General features: G+C 65.6%; 15 protein-coding genes. 8 read left to right on the top strand and 7 right to left on the bottom strand.

The features are described from left to right. Window positions 1–218 precede the first annotated feature (218 nt). The 3 genes from J0X27_RS11390 (at window position 219) to J0X27_RS11380 (ending at window position 2713) form a co-directional block, all read left to right on the top strand. Window positions 219–926 carry a DUF120 domain-containing protein gene (locus J0X27_RS11390; protein WP_207269303.1) on the top strand — a complete coding sequence of 236 codons (708 nt, stop codon included), beginning with the start codon at window positions 219–221 and terminating at the stop codon, window positions 924–926. Beyond that, window positions 923–1645 (top strand): 3,4-dihydroxy-2-butanone-4-phosphate synthase, encoded by a 723-nt coding sequence (gene ribB / locus J0X27_RS11385; protein WP_097380515.1) that lies wholly within the window; start codon window positions 923–925, stop codon window positions 1643–1645. Before J0X27_RS11390 ends, ribB begins: the two co-directional genes overlap by 4 nt. Window positions 1646–1777: 132 nt before the next feature. Next, entirely contained in the window at window positions 1778–2713 is a 936-nt protein-coding gene (locus tag J0X27_RS11380) for a branched-chain amino acid transaminase (RefSeq protein ID WP_207269302.1), read from the top strand. A gap of 393 nt (window positions 2714–3106) precedes the next feature. Here the strand turns inward: J0X27_RS11380 and J0X27_RS11375 are convergent, their stop codons facing one another. Next, complete coding sequence (locus J0X27_RS11375; protein WP_207269301.1) at window positions 3107–3820, bottom strand: DUF502 domain-containing protein; 714 nt, start codon at window positions 3818–3820, stop codon at window positions 3107–3109. A gap of 137 nt (window positions 3821–3957) precedes the next feature. Between J0X27_RS11375 and J0X27_RS11370 the strand changes: the two genes are divergently transcribed. Further along, complete coding sequence (locus J0X27_RS11370; RefSeq protein WP_207269300.1) at window positions 3958–5331, top strand: MFS transporter; 1374 nt, start codon at window positions 3958–3960, stop codon at window positions 5329–5331. 95 nt (window positions 5332–5426) lie between these two features. Here J0X27_RS11370 and J0X27_RS11365 read toward each other — a convergent pair whose 3' ends face one another. Further along, window positions 5427–6299 (bottom strand): aminotransferase class IV, encoded by an 873-nt coding sequence (locus J0X27_RS11365; protein ID WP_207269299.1) that lies wholly within the window; start codon window positions 6297–6299, stop codon window positions 5427–5429. A gap of 118 nt (window positions 6300–6417) precedes the next feature. Between J0X27_RS11365 and J0X27_RS18100 the strand changes: the two genes are divergently transcribed. The 3 genes from J0X27_RS18100 (at window position 6418) to J0X27_RS11355 (ending at window position 8745) form a co-directional block, all read left to right on the top strand. Further along, entirely contained in the window at window positions 6418–6543 is a 126-nt protein-coding gene (locus tag J0X27_RS18100; RefSeq protein WP_277410055.1) for a hypothetical protein, read from the top strand. A 1850-nt stretch (window positions 6544–8393) separates the two neighbouring features. Further along, window positions 8394–8573 carry a hypothetical protein gene (locus tag J0X27_RS17915; protein WP_224214589.1) on the top strand — a complete coding sequence of 60 codons (180 nt, stop codon included), beginning with the start codon at window positions 8394–8396 and terminating at the stop codon, window positions 8571–8573. Then, a complete protein-coding gene (locus tag J0X27_RS11355) occupies window positions 8527–8745 on the top strand; it encodes a HalOD1 output domain-containing protein (protein ID WP_207269298.1) in 219 nt (72 codons plus the stop codon). The genes J0X27_RS17915 and J0X27_RS11355 overlap by 47 nt, the downstream gene beginning before the upstream one ends. Before the next feature lie 45 nt (window positions 8746–8790). Here the strand turns inward: J0X27_RS11355 and J0X27_RS11350 are convergent, their stop codons facing one another. The 4 genes from J0X27_RS11350 to J0X27_RS11335 all read right to left on the bottom strand — a co-directional run bounded on the left by J0X27_RS11350 (window position 8791) and on the right by J0X27_RS11335 (window position 12650). After that, the gene (locus J0X27_RS11350) at window positions 8791–9471 is read right to left on the bottom strand and encodes an anthranilate synthase component II (RefSeq protein ID WP_207269297.1); all 681 of its coding nucleotides are present in this window, start codon (window positions 9469–9471) and stop codon (window positions 8791–8793) included. Then, complete coding sequence (gene pabB / locus J0X27_RS11345) at window positions 9455–11020, bottom strand: aminodeoxychorismate synthase, component I (RefSeq protein WP_207269296.1); 1566 nt, start codon at window positions 11018–11020, stop codon at window positions 9455–9457. The genes J0X27_RS11350 and pabB overlap by 17 nt, the downstream gene beginning before the upstream one ends. Window positions 11021–11147: 127 nt before the next feature. Next, window positions 11148–11756 (bottom strand): helix-hairpin-helix domain-containing protein, encoded by a 609-nt coding sequence (locus tag J0X27_RS11340; protein WP_207269295.1) that lies wholly within the window; start codon window positions 11754–11756, stop codon window positions 11148–11150. A 90-nt stretch (window positions 11757–11846) separates the two neighbouring features. Further along, complete coding sequence (locus J0X27_RS11335; RefSeq protein ID WP_207272079.1) at window positions 11847–12650, bottom strand: shikimate dehydrogenase; 804 nt, start codon at window positions 12648–12650, stop codon at window positions 11847–11849. Between the two features lie 171 nt (window positions 12651–12821). Here J0X27_RS11335 and J0X27_RS11330 point away from each other — a divergent pair, with 171 nt between their 5' ends. Beyond that, window positions 12822–13766 carry a calcium/sodium antiporter gene (locus tag J0X27_RS11330; RefSeq protein ID WP_207269294.1) on the top strand — a complete coding sequence of 315 codons (945 nt, stop codon included), beginning with the start codon at window positions 12822–12824 and terminating at the stop codon, window positions 13764–13766. 33 nt (window positions 13767–13799) lie between these two features. Here J0X27_RS11330 and J0X27_RS11325 read toward each other — a convergent pair whose 3' ends face one another. Beyond that, window positions 13800–15116, bottom strand: a complete 1317-nt coding sequence (locus tag J0X27_RS11325; RefSeq protein ID WP_207269293.1) for a DUF7344 domain-containing protein — start codon at window positions 15114–15116, stop codon at window positions 13800–13802. Between the last annotated feature and the right edge of the window lie 54 nt (window positions 15117–15170).

Here is a 15170-nt window from a genome sequence, read left to right as displayed (position 1 = left end):
CGACCGGCTTGCATTGTGCAAGGACTGTTCTCCCGCTCCTTGCATACGCCTCGAGACGACGAACCGAGCACGCCTCGAGCGAGTCCCGCTAACCGGTGGCTTTTTCCACCCGCCTCGAGAGGTTGGAGTACGCGATAAACGTTCGTGAACACCATCACAGTTCCGTGATGCGTGCCACATTCGGTATGCTTTTGTCGGCGTAGGGGATACGTAGGTGTATGTCAGTGTCAGCCGAGTCCGCCGTCGGGCACGACGAACTCGCCGTGCTCAAACTCCTCGCACTCGAGGGCGGCCTCGAGGGGGACGTGAAGATTTCCTGTTCTCACCTCGCAGAACGCCTCGACGCATCGAACCAGACCGCCTCGCGACGGCTCCAGCGCCTCGAGAGCGCCGACCTGCTCGAGCGCGATACGGTCAGCGACGGCCAGTGGGTCGCGATCACCGACGACGGAGAGCACACGCTCCACGCCGAGTACGAGGACTACCGCCGCATCTTCGAGACGGACTCGCAGGTCGAACTCGAGGGGACCGTCACCAGCGGGATGGGCGAAGGTCGCCACTACATCTCGCTGTCGGGCTACAAACGCCAGTTCGAGGACCGACTGGGCTACGAACCGTTCCCCGGCACGCTCAACGTCGACCTCCGCGACGATAGCGTCCGCCGGCGCAGCGCCATGGCCTCGCTCGAGCCGGTCCCCATCGACGGCTGGGAATCGGACGAGCGGACCTACGGCCCCGCCGTCTGTTACCCCGCGACGATCGAGACGGCCGATGGCGAGGTCTACGACGGCGCATACACCATCGCCCCCGAACGCACCCACCACGACGACGACCAACTCGAGGTCATCGCCCCCGTAAAGCTCCGCGAGGAACTCGCCCTCGAGGACGGCGATCACGTCACCGTCTCCGTGGGTGATCGCGAATGACTGGCCACCACGCCGGTCCACAGTCGAACGCGGACGGCACCGGGGCGGGGTCGCCCTCGAGAACCACGGGTTCGACGAGCGCGTTCGAGCGCGCCCTCGAGTCGCTCCGGGCCGGCGAACCGATCCTCGTCCACGACGCGGCCGACCGCGAGGGCGAGACGGACCTGATCTACCACGCCGACGCCGTCACCCCCGAGGCCGTCGCCCGACTGCGCAACGACGCCGGCGGACTGGTCTGTGTCGCGCTCGGCCACGAGGTCGCGGAGGCGTTCGATCTCCCCTTCTACTCGGAGGCCGTCGACCACCCCGCGACGGACGACCACGAACTGGGCTACGACGAACGGTCGTCGTTCTCGCTGACGGTCAACCATCGAGACACCTACACCGGGATCACCGACGACGACCGCTCGACGACCATTCGGGCGCTCGGTGCCGCCGCCGCGACGCCCGACGAAACCGACTTCGCCACCGAGTTCCGGGTCCCCGGCCACGTCCACCTGCTCAAGGGCGCGCCCGACCTGCTCGCCCAGCGCGAGGGCCACACCGAACTCGGACTCGCACTGGCCGACGCCGCGGGCCGCTCGCCCGCCGTCGTCGTCTGCGAGATGCTCGACGACGAAACCCGCGAGGCGCTTACCCCCGCCGACGCTCGCGCCTACGCCGACCGACACGGCTTCGCCTACCTCGAGGGCAGCGAGGTCCTCGAGCGCTGCCGGTAACCGCTTCGGCCCGACTCGACGCAGACTCCCCTTGTTCCAGTCCCGAGCCAGCGACTCGAAGTCGCCCGCTGATAGCCGCTCCTCGAGGAGAACCGCGAACACTTAGTACAGTGGCTTGCAACACTGTCGATCATGGGATTCGACGAGATGGACGTCGACACGATCTGGATGGACGGCGAATTCGTCGACTGGGACGACGCGGAGATCCACGTGCTCACGCACGGGCTTCACTACGGGTCGGGCATCTTCGAGGGCGCGCGCTGTTATGACACCGAAAACGGGCCGGCGCTGTTCCGCTGGGAGGAACACCTCGATCGACTCTACCAGTCCGCAAAGCCCTACGAAATGGAGATCGACCACACGCCTGCGGAGCTCACCGAGGCGACGAAAGAGCTCATCCAGCGCCAGGAGCTTCCCTCCTGTTACGTCCGACCGATCGCCTACTACGGCTACAACTCGCTGGGCGTCAGCCCGAAAGACTGTCCGACGAACACCGCCATCGCAGTCTGGCCGTGGGGTGCCTACCTGGGCGAGGACGCGCTTGAAAACGGCATCGACGTGATGATCTCCTCGTGGCGGAAACACGCCTCGAGCCAGATCCCGACCAACGCCAAGACGACCGGCCTCTACGTCAACAGCATGCTCGCGGGCGAGGAGGCGCGGCGAAACGGCTACGCGGAGGCGATCGTCCTCAACAAGGAGGGCAACGTCGCCGAAGGCCCCGGCGAGAACGTCTTCCTCGTGCGCGACGACGAGATCTATACGCCCGGCCTCTCGGAGTCGATCCTCGACGGGATCACTCGAGACTCCGTCATTCAGATCGCCGAGGAACTGGGCTACACCGTCCACGACAACGTCTCGATCTCGCGAGGCGAACTCAACACCGCCGACGAACTGTTCTTCACCGGCTCCGCAGCCGAAGTCACCCCGATCAGAAAAGTCGACAACGTCGTCATCGGCGACGGCTCCCGCGGCCCGGTCACCGAGGACATCCAGCAGCGGTTCTTCGACATCGTCGAAGGGGCCCCCGAGGAGTACGACGACTGGTTCGAGTACGTCGAGATCTGAGACGGTCTCCTGTCCGTCAGTGCCGGTGGGACCGGGACCGCCCTGCGGTCCCACCGGGACATCGGGACGGCAAACCGTATGAGGGGGGCTTCCCGAAGCCGAAGCAACCGACCCTGATCGCACACAAAACGGGCGCATAGACGGGGAATCGACCGTCCTTCTGGACGCTTCTCTCACGATTGATTGCCGTGGCCGGGAGCGCGCCGCGAGTACTGCGAGGGGCGCGCGACTCGGGGGAGGGCAGGCGGTTCACCGACACTGCCGCGAGTGAGCCCGGAGGGCGAGCGAGCGGGCCGACGGCCGATGTGGAGAGCGTGAAGCGCTCGAAACGGAGAAGAGTGCTTGTGATCGAACTGTTACGCTACGGGCTCGCCCTCGGTAATATTTCGTTGGTTAGTCGTCGTCGGAGGGGAGCTGGTCAGTTCCCTCGCCGCCGTCGGTTCTGGCCCCGTCGACGACGTCGATCGAGACGCCCGCGTCCATACCGCGACGGTTGGCGTCACCGAAACCGGCGCTCAACACGCGGGTCAGCGCGTCCTCGACGTCCTCGTCGAGTTCGGTGATCCGATCGGACTCGACTTCGATGACGTAGCCGGTCGTGATATTCGGGGAGGTCGGCAAGAAGAGCACCTCGCGGCCGTCGTCGGTCACCTTGCCCGTCTTGAACGCCGTCATTCGAAGCCCCTGCCAGGTCTCGAGTTTGACCGGTTTCTGCAGCGATTCCTGTTCGCCGAAGGCCGTCTCGGCGGCCATCTTCGAAGCGTTGTAGACGACGCGGACCACCGGAACGCGGTTGGCAACGTTGTCGACGAGCCGTTCGACGAGCCCGCCGACGGTCGTCCGCATGAGGTAGCCGACCGAGAAGGTCAGAATGACGAAGACGGTCAGCGCGACGAGCACGCGGAGGAACTGCGCGACCTGCTCGCGGGTTTGGACGGCCTGGTCGCTCGTTCCCGAAATGAGCGAGCTGAGCGCGTCCGGATCGAGGATCAACCCGGGTGTGATCCCGGCGACGATCCCGTAGAGCCAGTAGACCGCATAGAGCGTAATGAGGATCGGGACCAAAACGATGAGCCCGCTGGCGAAATCCCGCTTCCACGAAGCCATGTCCTGAAACTCACACTACTGGCTAATGAGCCCTTCCCTTTGTCGTATCCCGCGACGGCCGGCCGCTCGGATCACGGTCCGGCACTCGACCCCGTGGCGAACGAAATTTCAAGGGCGTTCGATGAGCACTGAGACGTATGAGTCTCGAGCGGGAGCCAGCCGAGGAGGCCGATCTGCTGGATCCGTTTCGACAGTTCTTCGCGCTCGAGCGCGACGTGCTCGTCCTCTCGGCGGCGATGTTCGCGTTCAGCCTCGGCTTCCAGATGACCAGTCGGTACATGGCCGAGTACATGTACGCGCTCGGGGCGACGGGGGCCGTCGTCGGCCTGTTCGGGTCGTTCGGGAACGTCATCAGCGCCGTCTACCCCTATCCCGGCGGGGCGATTTCCGATCGGATCGGCTCGCGGTACGCACTGACGGCGTTCGGCCTGTGCTCGACGATCGGGTTCGGCATCTGGCTGGCCGCCCCCGCGCTCGAGGACGTGACGATCGGGCCGACGTCGCTTGCGATCGTCGCGGTCTTCCTCGGCTTGCTCCTCGCACAGGCCTGGAAGTCCTTCGGGCTGGGCGCGACGTTCGCGATCGTCAAGCAGGCGGTCCCGCCCTCGCAACTGGCCGCCGGCTTCGCGAGCACCGAGACGTTCCGCCGGACTGCCTTTCTCGTCGGCCCGTTGTTCGCCGCCGCGCTCTTCTATCCGTTCGGCTCGAGCGACGGGGAGATCGTCACCGCCTTCCAGCTCATCCTGCTCGTCGCCGTCGCGTTCGGCGCTCTCGGAACGGTCGTCCAGCACGTCCGCTACCGGCCCGACGAAGACGACATCGGCAAGGAGTTCGAGGGCGTCTCCCAGCTACTCGCCGACCTCCGTGCGATGCCGAGCGAACTCCGGCCCCTGCTGATCGGCGATACGCTCGTTCGCTTCGCCAACGGCATGGTCTACGTCTTTTTCGTGCTCGTCGTCACGCGCGTCCTCGAGGTCGGGCTCTCGGTTCCCGTTCCCGCGGTCGGAACCGTGTCCCTCTCGCCGCAGTCGTACTTCGGGGTGTTGCTGGGGATCGAGATGGTCGTCGCCCTGCTGACGATGATCCCGGTCGCCAAGGCCGCCGAACGGATCGGACTCAAGCCGGTCGTGGCCCTCGGCTTCGTCGTCTACGCGGTGTTCCCGATCCTGCTGATCAACGCACCCGCCGACGCGGCCGTTCTCGCGGGTCTCTTTGCCTTCTCCGGGCTGCGCTTTGCTGGCCTGCCCGCGCACAAGGCGCTGATCGTCGGCCCCGCCGAGCAGGGGGCCGGCGGCCGGGTGACGGGTGCGTACTACCTCCTGCGGAACCTGATCGTGATCCCGAGTGCCGCGCTGGGCGGATTGCTCTGGGACGGCGTTTCGAACCCGCTGACCGGCGGCGAACTGTTCGCCGGCGATCCGATCGTCGCGTTCAGTATCGCGACCGCCGTCGGGCTCGTCGGGACCGCCTACTTCCTGGTGTTCGGCGAGGAATTCGAGGCGTATCGCTAGCCGTACTGAGGGATAGACTGGGGCGGGAAAACGTCCCGCACGAGGGGAGAGGCACCCGACTCGAGGGATGTCGATGCTGAGACGGGGCAGAGAGCCTACCGATAACACGCGTGTTCGACGCGCTCGTCGTACAGTCGGGACAGCCGGGCCGTGATCGGGCCGCCGCCGATCTCGTGGCCGTCGATCGTCGCGATCGGTCGCAGTTCCCACGTACGGTTGGTGAGAAACGCCTCGTCGGCCGCGAGAACGTCGGCCGGCTCGTATCGACCCTCCCGAACCGGAACGCCGGCCTCGAGAGCGAGCTCGAGGACGATCCGCCGCGTGATCCCCGGCAGCACCGGCCCGTCGGTCGTCGGCGTGTGCACCTCGCCGTCGCGGACGAACCACAGGTTGCTCGTCGCGCCCTCCGCGAGTCGGCCCTCGCGGTCGCACATGAGTGCCTCGTCGGCGTCACCCTCGAGTTCCGCACGTGCGAGGGTGCCGTTCAGGTAGTTGTGGGTCTTCGCCGCGGCCGGAAGCGCTTCGTCGGGGACGCGTCGGGTTTCGACCGTCTCGACCGTCGCCGGGCCGTCCCAGACGGACTCGCCCTCGAGGCCGCCCCGCGGGAGCGGGTTCGCGTAGACGACGACCGTCGGGTCGACCTCGGGCTGGGGCGTCAATTTGCCCGGCTGGACGCCGCGCGTGATCGAGAGGCGGATGGAGGCGTCCGCGAGGTCGTTCGCCGCCAGCGTCTCGTCGATCCGCGTCCGGAGGTCGCTCGCGTCGAGCCCGTGTGCGAGTGAGAGAGCCTCGCAGGTCCGCTCGAGGCGCTCGAGGTGGTCGCCCCAGGCGAAGATCGTGCCACCGTAGGCGCGCATCGTTTCGAAGGCCGCGTCGCCGTACCGGAAGCCGCGATCGTCGACGCTGACGGTCGCCTCACTGGCAGGGACGAGATCGCCGTCGACGTGGTAGATGGAGTCGTCGGTCATGGCAGTGCGCTCGAGTCGGAGATATCTCGTCGTGGCACTCGAAGGAGTATGAACCCACTGCTCGTCGAAAGTGTCACCCTCGAGTTACATCGATTGCGTTCAGTTACATGGGTCGGATATGCCTATCGGCCTCGAGACGACGCTCACCGCGTTGCCGACCGCTCGTACGGCGACCAATCGACTCGACCTGGAAGATCCTGACGAGTGGGGTCCCGGTGTCGAGACGGACGGTGAAGAACGGTAGAGGTAGATTTCGCGTAGCGTGTCTCGGTAGGTGGCGCTCGTCTTTCCCGTACCCTCTGGCGAGAACTGCTATCGAACAAGCGTCTGAGGAGGGATTCTAGAATTCCGAGACTCCCTCGAGTTGCCCGTCGTTCGGACTCGTGTATTCGTACACACGACTCTCCGAGTCGTCATTTTTGACTTTCTCGAGTAGCCTATAAGCCCGTGAACGGGGGAAAGTATGTCGTCCGATTAAGCGATCGGCTGGTTCGTCGAGGCAATCGTCAATTGACATGCATACGCGGTTCGCATCTCGTGTGCGTATTCGTGGAATGGTATTCTTCGACGTTTAACTGTAATAGCCTCTGAAAGTCAATGCGCACTTGACCACATGATGGCGTCGCGGTCAGTGTGTAAATCGTTTCAGTGGCTACTATAAGGGGACAGTTGAGTCGAGAGGGTACTTTATTATCTTCTATCCACTCGGAGGTTGGCTGAACACTGCGATACCTATGTGTGCGTATTGATGACTCAAAGCCCACAAAACACATACCCTAATCAGATTACTCTTGCTCAATGAAATTTAAGAGGTTTTTGAGCGCTTCATTCATCATCGCCGTTCTCCTTGTAGGTGCTATCTTATTTCCGGGCACACTCATGAAACCGTATAACGGAGACAGCACACATTATGCCATCGCACATGAATCTTCAGAACATTATGAAGAGTACATCGAGCACGCCTCTCACAGAAGTGAGGGTGGTATTCCCGTTGAGAGCCTTTCTGAAAGCCAACGAAGAGGCGAAGCAACAGGACCCACTCAGTTCTGGGTTACGGTCATTAGGGAGACCCCCTGTGTGCAGCCCCGGACTACTCCTGTGCGATGAATATGAGAAGTTTCCACATCCTGTTAATGAAGGAAGTACTGAATATGGACATTTTGCTGTAGAAAATTCGACTGGGGATCGATTCTTGATCAAAATCGGTCAAGCAGGCGCAACCTGGAGGCTATACCCGTTTTTCATTTACCTCACAAAATGTGTAGTTTTTGGTCCTTATGCCCTCTTTCTGTTATATCGTAGGTTGTCCGCCCGTTCAGCTGAACCGACATTCTTTTCTGTAGGGTATGGTGCTACCCTCCTAACGGTTGCAGTTGCGTATCCGTATATTCTGATGGTCACAGATATCTCTCCCCCGTCATGGCACCTCCCGTTCTTAGCTATAGTGACATGGAGTGTGATACTTGCTGAGGTCTGGCGGGGTCGAAACAAAGACCAATCAGAACCAAGTCACATCTCCAAGTGGGGGAATTGAAGAGATTCCTTCCTCCGAGGAGAACATTTCTTTTACACTTCGATGTCGGTCGAGTTGCTAAGTACTCCACCTGTACTTACCGCTCGGTCATAGCCTATTCGCTCCCTCCTAAGCGGACTCGACAACATTCGGGATGGAGTCCCATTCTCTCCTACTGGTGGAGCAGTACGGTTGTACCGTCCCGAATCGGCCAACCTGACTTTTCGCTAGCGCGGCGCGCAGTTGCTCCCGTAGGGGCGTCCCGGTTTTGCAGAGAGGAAGGACGAACCGTGGCCGTAGTCCCGTCTCTCGAGCCCCCATCGACGCACCTAACCAGTCAATATCCTAACGTTCTTTAGGGTAGATTGCGTAACGCACAGACGCGCACGAAAGTGCGCTGAGCCGGAGTCCAGCCACCAAGCTTACACTCCGGCTCACACGCTGCCCCCGCGTCGCGGGAGCAATCCACCATTGACGTTGGCGAAATAAAGAAGTGCCGACGTCCCGCCGACCAGTCGCTCCTGTCGCCGACTCGCTCGCTGGGTTGTGTACCGCCGCGTCGGGGCCACACGGAACGACTCATGGTCTCGAGAATCACCATCCACTGCGACTGTGGTACCGACATTCGTATCGCACCGACCGAGGACCCGGCCACCTGTCCGAACTGCGAGACGACGTTCGCGGTAACGGTCTTCGAACTCCCCGACGATCACCATGCACCCAGCACTCGCCACGGCACTCACGTGTATCGCGGCCCGTGAGGACCGTGCCGTGACGGGCCTGCCACCCCTGTCCGAGACGGTCGACGCCGAGGCACTCACCGCGGTCCTCGAGTCGAGCGCACCCGTCACTGTCCGCTTCGAGTACGAGGGCTACCGTGTCGTGCTCGGTCCCGGACCCGACGAGGTAGCGGTGATCGATCGGGAGCGGTGACGGGCCGCCGATCGGCCCGCTCGAGCGACGATTCGGGCGGCCCGATCACGCGTCGACTCGAGCGGCGAACCGACAGAAGTTCGCGATCATTCGCTTACCGACCGACAGCGAGATGCCGTCGCCGTCCGCGGCGTCCACGTGCCCGCGCGTGAGGATGCTTTCGGGATGGAACTGCACCCCGAGATGCGGTTTCTCGCGGTGGCGGACCGCCATCAGGACGCCGCGCTCGTCTGCCGTCCGGGCGGTCTCCGCGAGCGTCGCGGGCAGGCCAGCGCGCTCGACCGACAACGAGTGGTAGCGGCCGACCTGAAGCGTCTCCGGCAGTCCGTCGAAGATCCCCGTCCCGTCGTGGGTGATCGTCGACGGCTTCCCGTGGACGACCTCGGGGGCGTGGATCACCGGCGCGCCGGTGGCCGCACACAGGGCCTGGTGGCCGAGGCAGACGCCAAGAATCGGGAACTCCGTCTCCGCGAACAGGGGAATCGAGATGCCCGCTTCCTGTGGGGTTCCGGGTCCCGGCGAGACGACGATGCCGGTCGGCTCGAGGTCGCGAACGCCCGCGAGATCGATCTCGTCGTTTCGCCGGACGACCACCTCGTCTGCGACCTCGCCGACGTACTGGACGAGGTTGTACGCGAACGAATCGTAGTTGTCGATCACGAGCAGCCGTTCGCTGCGGTCGCTCGCCGACGCCCGGTCGCCGTGCTCGTTACTCACGCCGTTCACCTCCGCGTTCCGCCTCGAGTCCCAGGTCGGCCCGCTCGCCGAGCGCGTCGTCGACCGCCGTGATGAGCGCGCGGGCCTTGTCGAGAGTCTCGTCGTACTCGCGGTCCGGTTCGGAGTCGTGGACGATCCCCGCACCGACCCGCAGGTGGTACTCGTCGGCGTGGCGGACCAGCGTCCGGATGACGATATTGAGGGTGGCCCGGCCGTCGAAGCCGAAGATGCCGACGCTGCCCGTGTAGGGACCGCGCCGGGTCGCCTCGAGTTCGTCGATGATCGCCATCGTCCGCGGTTTCGGCGCGCCGGTGATCGTCCCGCCGGGGAAAGTGGCTGCGATCGCGTCAGCGAGCGACGCCGACGGGCGGAGTCGACCCGTCACGTTCGAGACGAGGTGCATCACCTCGGAGTAGCGGTCGATCCGCCGGTACTCGTCGACGGCGACGGAGCCGAATTCGCAGACCTTCCCGAGGTCGTTGCGCTCGAGGTCGACCAGCATCGCGTGCTCCGCCCGCTCTTTCTCGTCGGTGAGCAGGGCCTCCTCGAGGGCGGCGTCCGCCTCGGCCGTCTCACCGCGGGGTCGCGTCCCGGCGATGGGCTCGGTCCGGACGAAGTCGTCGTCGCGTTCGAGGAGGAGTTCCGGGCTCGCGCTCACCAGGTCGGCCGCGCGGAACTCGAGGAGACAGGAGTAGGGGGCTGGATTGACCCGCCGCAGGGCGTCGTAGGCGGCGACGGGGTGGACCACGGCGGGCGCGACCAACCGCTGTGAGACGTTCGCCTGAAAGGTGTCCCCCTCGCGGACGGACTCCTTGACCCGACGGACGCGGTCGGCGAAGGCCGCGCGGCCACAGTCGCTCTCGAAGGTCGCTTCCGTCCCCGAGACGGGCGGCTCGCCGATCTCGGGATCGCCGTCGCGAACGGCGCGGGCGAGTTCGAGCGCCCGCTCGCGGCCCCGTTCGTAGGCCGCCTCGAGGTCGCTTTCCGTCCGCGCCGTGGGGTCGACGCCGACCCGCGGACAGGCCGTGAGCCGCAGCGTCACCGCGCCGTCGGTCGGTTCCTCCCAGGCGGCGAGTCGATCGTAGACCGCGAGTTCGAGGCGGGGCAGTCCGCGGTCGTCGACGGCCGAGTCGGGCAGCGTCTCGAGTTCGCGGGCGACGTCGTAGGCTACCCAGCCGATAGCTCCGCAGGGATAGGGAACGTCGCAGTCGCCACGGCGGAGCCGGTCGCTCGCGAGTAGCCCTTCGAGTGCGGCGAGCGTCGGCGACCGACCGTCGTCGGGTCGGGCGACCGCATCGGGGCCGACGGTGAGCCGATCGACGGGATCGACGCCGAAGTAGCCCCAGCCGGGCTGGCCGCCGGTCGTCTCGAGGAAGGCACCCCCCTCGCCGTCGCGTGCCCGACGATAGGCGCGAAACGGATCGTCGACGGTCACGCGAATCTCGACGGGGATGCGACAGTGGGTGCGCGCCGACTGGCCACGCTCCGCGCCCGCGACACTGTCGCGAGCGGCGGCGCGAAACGAATCCAGCGTCGTGACGACGCGCGGATCGCTCATACCCCTCGAGAGGGGGGCGGTAACTAATCCTCTTGCGATTTCGGGTCTCGACGGGAACGCCGAGACGGGGCGTCTCGAGGAAACAGATGGAGAGTCGGGAGGTGGACGATGGGTCGTCGCGGCTCCGTTATCGGAGTTCGGCGCGATCGATCCAGCCCTGGATGCGCTTTTCGGAGAGGTCCGTCTGGGCTGCCAGTTCGGCGGCGTCCGCGGCGGCGAGTTCGCCGACGGTGTCGACGTCGGCGTCGGCGAGGCGGTCGGCGTAGGCCGGGCCGATCCCCTTGATCGAGTCGACGGGGTCGTCGTTGATTTCGGCGTCGGCGGTCCGGTCGGGTTCGGCGGGCTCGTCGTCGGTCTCGACTGCGTCGGTTGGTTCGTCGGCGGTTCGGTCGGGTTCGGCTTCGTCGACCGGTTCCGCGGGACGGTCTGCCTCAGTCGGCTCGTCGGCGGCCTGCCCGGCCGTTTCCGCAGTCGGAGCCACGTCGTCGGTCTCCGACTCGGTCGATTCCGCCGGTTCGGCGGCCTCCTCCGGTGTGTCGGTCGGTTCCGCTGGCGACGCCGTCGATCCCCCACCGCTCGAGTCGGCCGTGGTCGACCGTGGCGGTTCGGTGGGGTCGCTGCCGTCGTCGACCGACCCTTCCCGCTCGACCGTTACGCCGACCTCTCGAGTGCCCCCGCGCTCCGAGTCCGACTCGTCGAACCCCAACAGGGACTTCAGTTTTTGGAGGAGTGCCATTATCGGCGTGTAGTCGGTTCCAACACTTAAATTCGTCTGATACTATCGGACTACTGCGGGTTGCCGATCGCTTCGGACGTCGGACGGCCCTCAGAGCCGGGCCCGAAGCGCCTCGTTCATGACGTCGACCGGCGCGTCCCGACCGGTCCAGATCTCGAACGCCTCGACGCCCTGATAGAGGAGCATCCACGCGCCGTCGACGGTCGTCGCTCCCGCGTCGGCGGCGTCGGCCAACAGCCGCGTCTCGAGGGGCCGATAGACCGCGTCCAGGACGGCCAACTCCTCGTGGAGCGCGTCGGCGGGAACCGGCGTCGCGTCTTCCTCCATGCCCACGCTCGTCGCGTTGACCAGCACGTCGGCGTTGGCGACCAGGCCCTCGAGTTCCGCGAGGCCGTGGCCGCTCGCGCGGGGGACCTCCTCGGCCAGCGCGTGTGCCCTCGCCTCGGTTCGGTTGGCGATCGCGACCCTCGCGCCGGCATCCGCGAGGCCGAAGGCGATCGCCCGGCCGGCACCGCCGGCACCGACGACGACGGCTCGCGCGCCATCGATCCCGACGTCGTGATCGCGTAACGCACGCAACGCGCCGACGGCGTCGGTGTTGTAGCCCGTCGGCGGCCCCGACCCCGAGAAGTCGATCGTGTTGACAGCGCCGATTCTGGTCGCCAGATCCTCGGGGGCGACGATCTCGAGGGCCGCCTGCTTGAACGGAATCGTCACGTTCAATCCCGCGATACCGAGCGCGTCAGCGCCGTGGATCGCGTCTTCGATATCGCCTTCGTCGGGTTCGAAGGTCACGTAGCGGGCCTCGAGGCCGCAGTCGTCGTAGGCGGCCTCGTGCATCGGTGGCGACAGCGAGTGGCCGACCGGATTGCCGAGCAGTCCGTAGACGTCCATAGCCATTTGTCTTGCTGCCATTCGGTCGGGGGAGCCTATAATGGGTCTGGCTTCGGCGACGGACACCGCCATACCGGCGTCGTGTGCCGCTGGGTGCCGGGCCGACCCGACGCGCCTGCCGACAGCGTCCGTTTCGCGTCGCTTTTAGGGCTCTCCTGAGTAGCCGCCGCCATGCTCTCGGGAACCCCGCTCGATCTCCTCCTGGTGGCGGGTGGGATCGTCGCGCTGTATGCCGGTGCGGAGTTACTGGTCGCCGGTGCGGGGCGGTTGGCGCTCGGAATCGGGCTCCGGGCGACGACCGTCGGCGTGACAGTAATCGCGTTCGCGACGACAGCGCCGGAACTGTTCGTCTCGACGATCGGTGCGCTGAACGTCTCGAGCGATATCGGGCTCGGGACGATCGTCGGCTCGAACATCGCGAACATCGGCCTGGTACTCGGAACCGCCGCGTTGATCAAGCCCCTGCCGATCGCGGAGCGAGTGCTCCGGCGACACGTCCCCGTGATGACACTCGCGGCCGTCCTGCTGGTCGTCCTGGGTGCGAACGGGCGGATCGGCCGCCTCGAGGGCGTGGTCTTCCTGCTGGTGCTTGCCGGATTCACTGCGTTCTTGCTGTACTACGCCAGCGCGGACCCGCCGTCGGTCGCCGAGGATCACGACGCGGGAGCGGGCGTCTCGGTTCGAGACGTTGCGCTCGTCGTCGGTGGGTTGATCGTTCTCGTCGTCGGCTCTCGGTGGCTCGTCGACGGTGGGACGGGACTGCTGTCGGCACTGGGCGTCTCGGATCTCGTGATCGGCCTGACAGTCCTCGCACTCGGCACGTCGCTGCCGGAACTGGCGGCCTCGGTCGTGGGTGCGATCCGCGGGCAGGCGGAGTTCGCCGTCGGAAACGTCGTCGGCTCGAACATCTACAACATCGTCGCCGTCCTGGGGATCGTGGCACTGATCACGCCGATCGAGATCCAGCCGGCCACGCTCCGGTTCGAACTCCCCATCATGGTCGCCTTTACCCTCCTGCTGGTCGGGATGATGGGATACGGCCGGCGGCTGACGCGGATCGACGGTGCGATCCTCGTCGTCGGCTACGCGGGATTTCTCTTCCTCCTGGTTCCCTGATCGAACCCCATCGACCGGTTCGTCGCCGCCGAATCAGATCGAGAGCGGCGTCCCGTCTTTGGCGTCACCCTCGGTCGTGAGCCGATCCAGCCGCGGACACATGTGTTCGCACACGAGCGAGACCAGCGCGTTGCGCCGTCCGTGACCGGTGATCGCACCGATTCGCGGCTCCGTCTCCGAACGAGCGTCGTCCACCGTCACGATCATCGCCGTCGTTCGGTCCGCGAAGACGATACGGCCGTGGTTCCCCCGTTCGATCGGAAAGTTGAGCCAGTCGAGTCGTGGCTCACACACGGTCGCCTCTGGAACCGCAGATCGGATGGTATCGCGAACCCGCGGGGAATGGGAGCCGACGTACACGTCGACCCCGCGCTCGGTGGCCTTCCGCCAGTGCTCGAGACACGTCTGTTGAATCAGGTCGGGATCGGGAACCGTCACGAACAGTTCCTCGTCGGCGTTGTCGGCGATCTGGAGTCCCGCCGTGACGACGGATTCTCGGCCCCTGATCGTCCGACAGCTGTTGACGCACGCGTCTTCGCTTCCGGTACTCCCCTCCGTGGCCGGGTCCGTCGTCGCTGGCCCCGCGCTGGCAGGACCGCCGGTGCGGTCTCGAACCGTTCGGATGGGGTCGGCAGCGTCCGCGAGCGGCCCCGTGAGCAGCCAGTCGGCCCCCCACTGTGGTGCGTCGGTCGCGAGTCCGACGCGTCTCTCGGCGTCGTCGTACGCGACGAGCCCTGCGTCCGAAAGCGCGGGCAGCGCCTCGTGGACGAGCATCGTTGCGGCAGCCGTACACGCCGCCTCGGTGACGTCGACCAGCCGCGTCCCGTCACCGTCCTCCTGTGCCACGACCAGTGCCGCGAGATCGGCGACGGAAACGGTCCCGCGCTGCCTCGCGAGGACGGTACAGACGGTTCGGTAACGCGGGCGACGCAGGGCCTCGAGCGTTCGGTTCAGCGTCGCCTCGGGGGCGGGGAACTCCTCGCCGGTCGGATCCGCGAGAAGCGCCCGTACCCACTCGGTCTCGAGAAGCGGGTGATCGGCGAGCGCGACCGCGGTCGTCTCCCCGTCTCCACGTCGAGTCAGGATACCGTGGTCGATCAACCGTGGAATGTGGGTGTGAACCAGCGTGGTCAGGGTTCGCTCGCGCTGGTCGTCGGTGACGATCGGACAGTCGCGTTCCGTGGCCGCAACCTCGGTTGCGAGCGTGGCGACCGACATCGACTCCGACGTCGCGTCGGGTGTGGACGTGTCCTCGCGCCCGAGTAGCGTGGCGAGCAGGTATCGCCGCCGTGGCTTCGCGAGGGCCGTCAACGCAGTCGTTGTCGGCGCAGTGTCGAGGGCCTGACTCATTGGTGGAGCAAGACGACGAGCGGGGGAAAGGGGTGTACCAGCATGCTCTGGTAT

The sequence above is a fragment of the Natrinema longum genome (assembly GCF_017352095.1).
GTDB lineage: Archaea > Halobacteriota > Halobacteria > Halobacteriales > Natrialbaceae > Natrinema > Natrinema longum.
This window is presented reverse-complemented; position numbering and strand designations above follow the sequence as displayed.

Excerpts from the sequence above, each read along its gene's own strand:
- J0X27_RS11390 (WP_207269303.1), top strand. The coding sequence starts at position 219 with ATGTCAGTGTCAGCCGAGTCCGCCGTCGGGCACGACGAACTCGCCGTG.
- ribB (WP_097380515.1), top strand. The coding sequence starts at position 923 with ATGACTGGCCACCACGCCGGTCCACAGTCGAACGCGGACGGCACCGGG.
- J0X27_RS11380 (WP_207269302.1), top strand. The coding sequence starts at position 1,778 with ATGGGATTCGACGAGATGGACGTCGACACGATCTGGATGGACGGCGAA.
- J0X27_RS11375 (WP_207269301.1), bottom strand. The coding sequence starts at position 3,820 with ATGGCTTCGTGGAAGCGGGATTTCGCCAGCGGGCTCATCGTTTTGGTC.
- J0X27_RS11370 (WP_207269300.1), top strand. The coding sequence starts at position 3,958 with ATGAGTCTCGAGCGGGAGCCAGCCGAGGAGGCCGATCTGCTGGATCCG.
- J0X27_RS11365 (WP_207269299.1), bottom strand. The coding sequence starts at position 6,299 with ATGACCGACGACTCCATCTACCACGTCGACGGCGATCTCGTCCCTGCC.
- J0X27_RS18100 (WP_277410055.1), top strand. The coding sequence starts at position 6,418 with ATGCCTATCGGCCTCGAGACGACGCTCACCGCGTTGCCGACCGCTCGT.
- J0X27_RS17915 (WP_224214589.1), top strand. The coding sequence starts at position 8,394 with ATGGTCTCGAGAATCACCATCCACTGCGACTGTGGTACCGACATTCGT.
- J0X27_RS11355 (WP_207269298.1), top strand. The coding sequence starts at position 8,527 with ATGCACCCAGCACTCGCCACGGCACTCACGTGTATCGCGGCCCGTGAG.
- pabB (WP_207269296.1), bottom strand. The coding sequence starts at position 11,020 with ATGAGCGATCCGCGCGTCGTCACGACGCTGGATTCGTTTCGCGCCGCC.
- J0X27_RS11340 (WP_207269295.1), bottom strand. The coding sequence starts at position 11,756 with ATGGCACTCCTCCAAAAACTGAAGTCCCTGTTGGGGTTCGACGAGTCG.
- J0X27_RS11335 (WP_207272079.1), bottom strand. The coding sequence starts at position 12,650 with ATGGACGTCTACGGACTGCTCGGCAATCCGGTCGGCCACTCGCTGTCG.
- J0X27_RS11330 (WP_207269294.1), top strand. The coding sequence starts at position 12,822 with ATGCTCTCGGGAACCCCGCTCGATCTCCTCCTGGTGGCGGGTGGGATC.
- J0X27_RS11325 (WP_207269293.1), bottom strand. The coding sequence starts at position 15,116 with ATGAGTCAGGCCCTCGACACTGCGCCGACAACGACTGCGTTGACGGCC.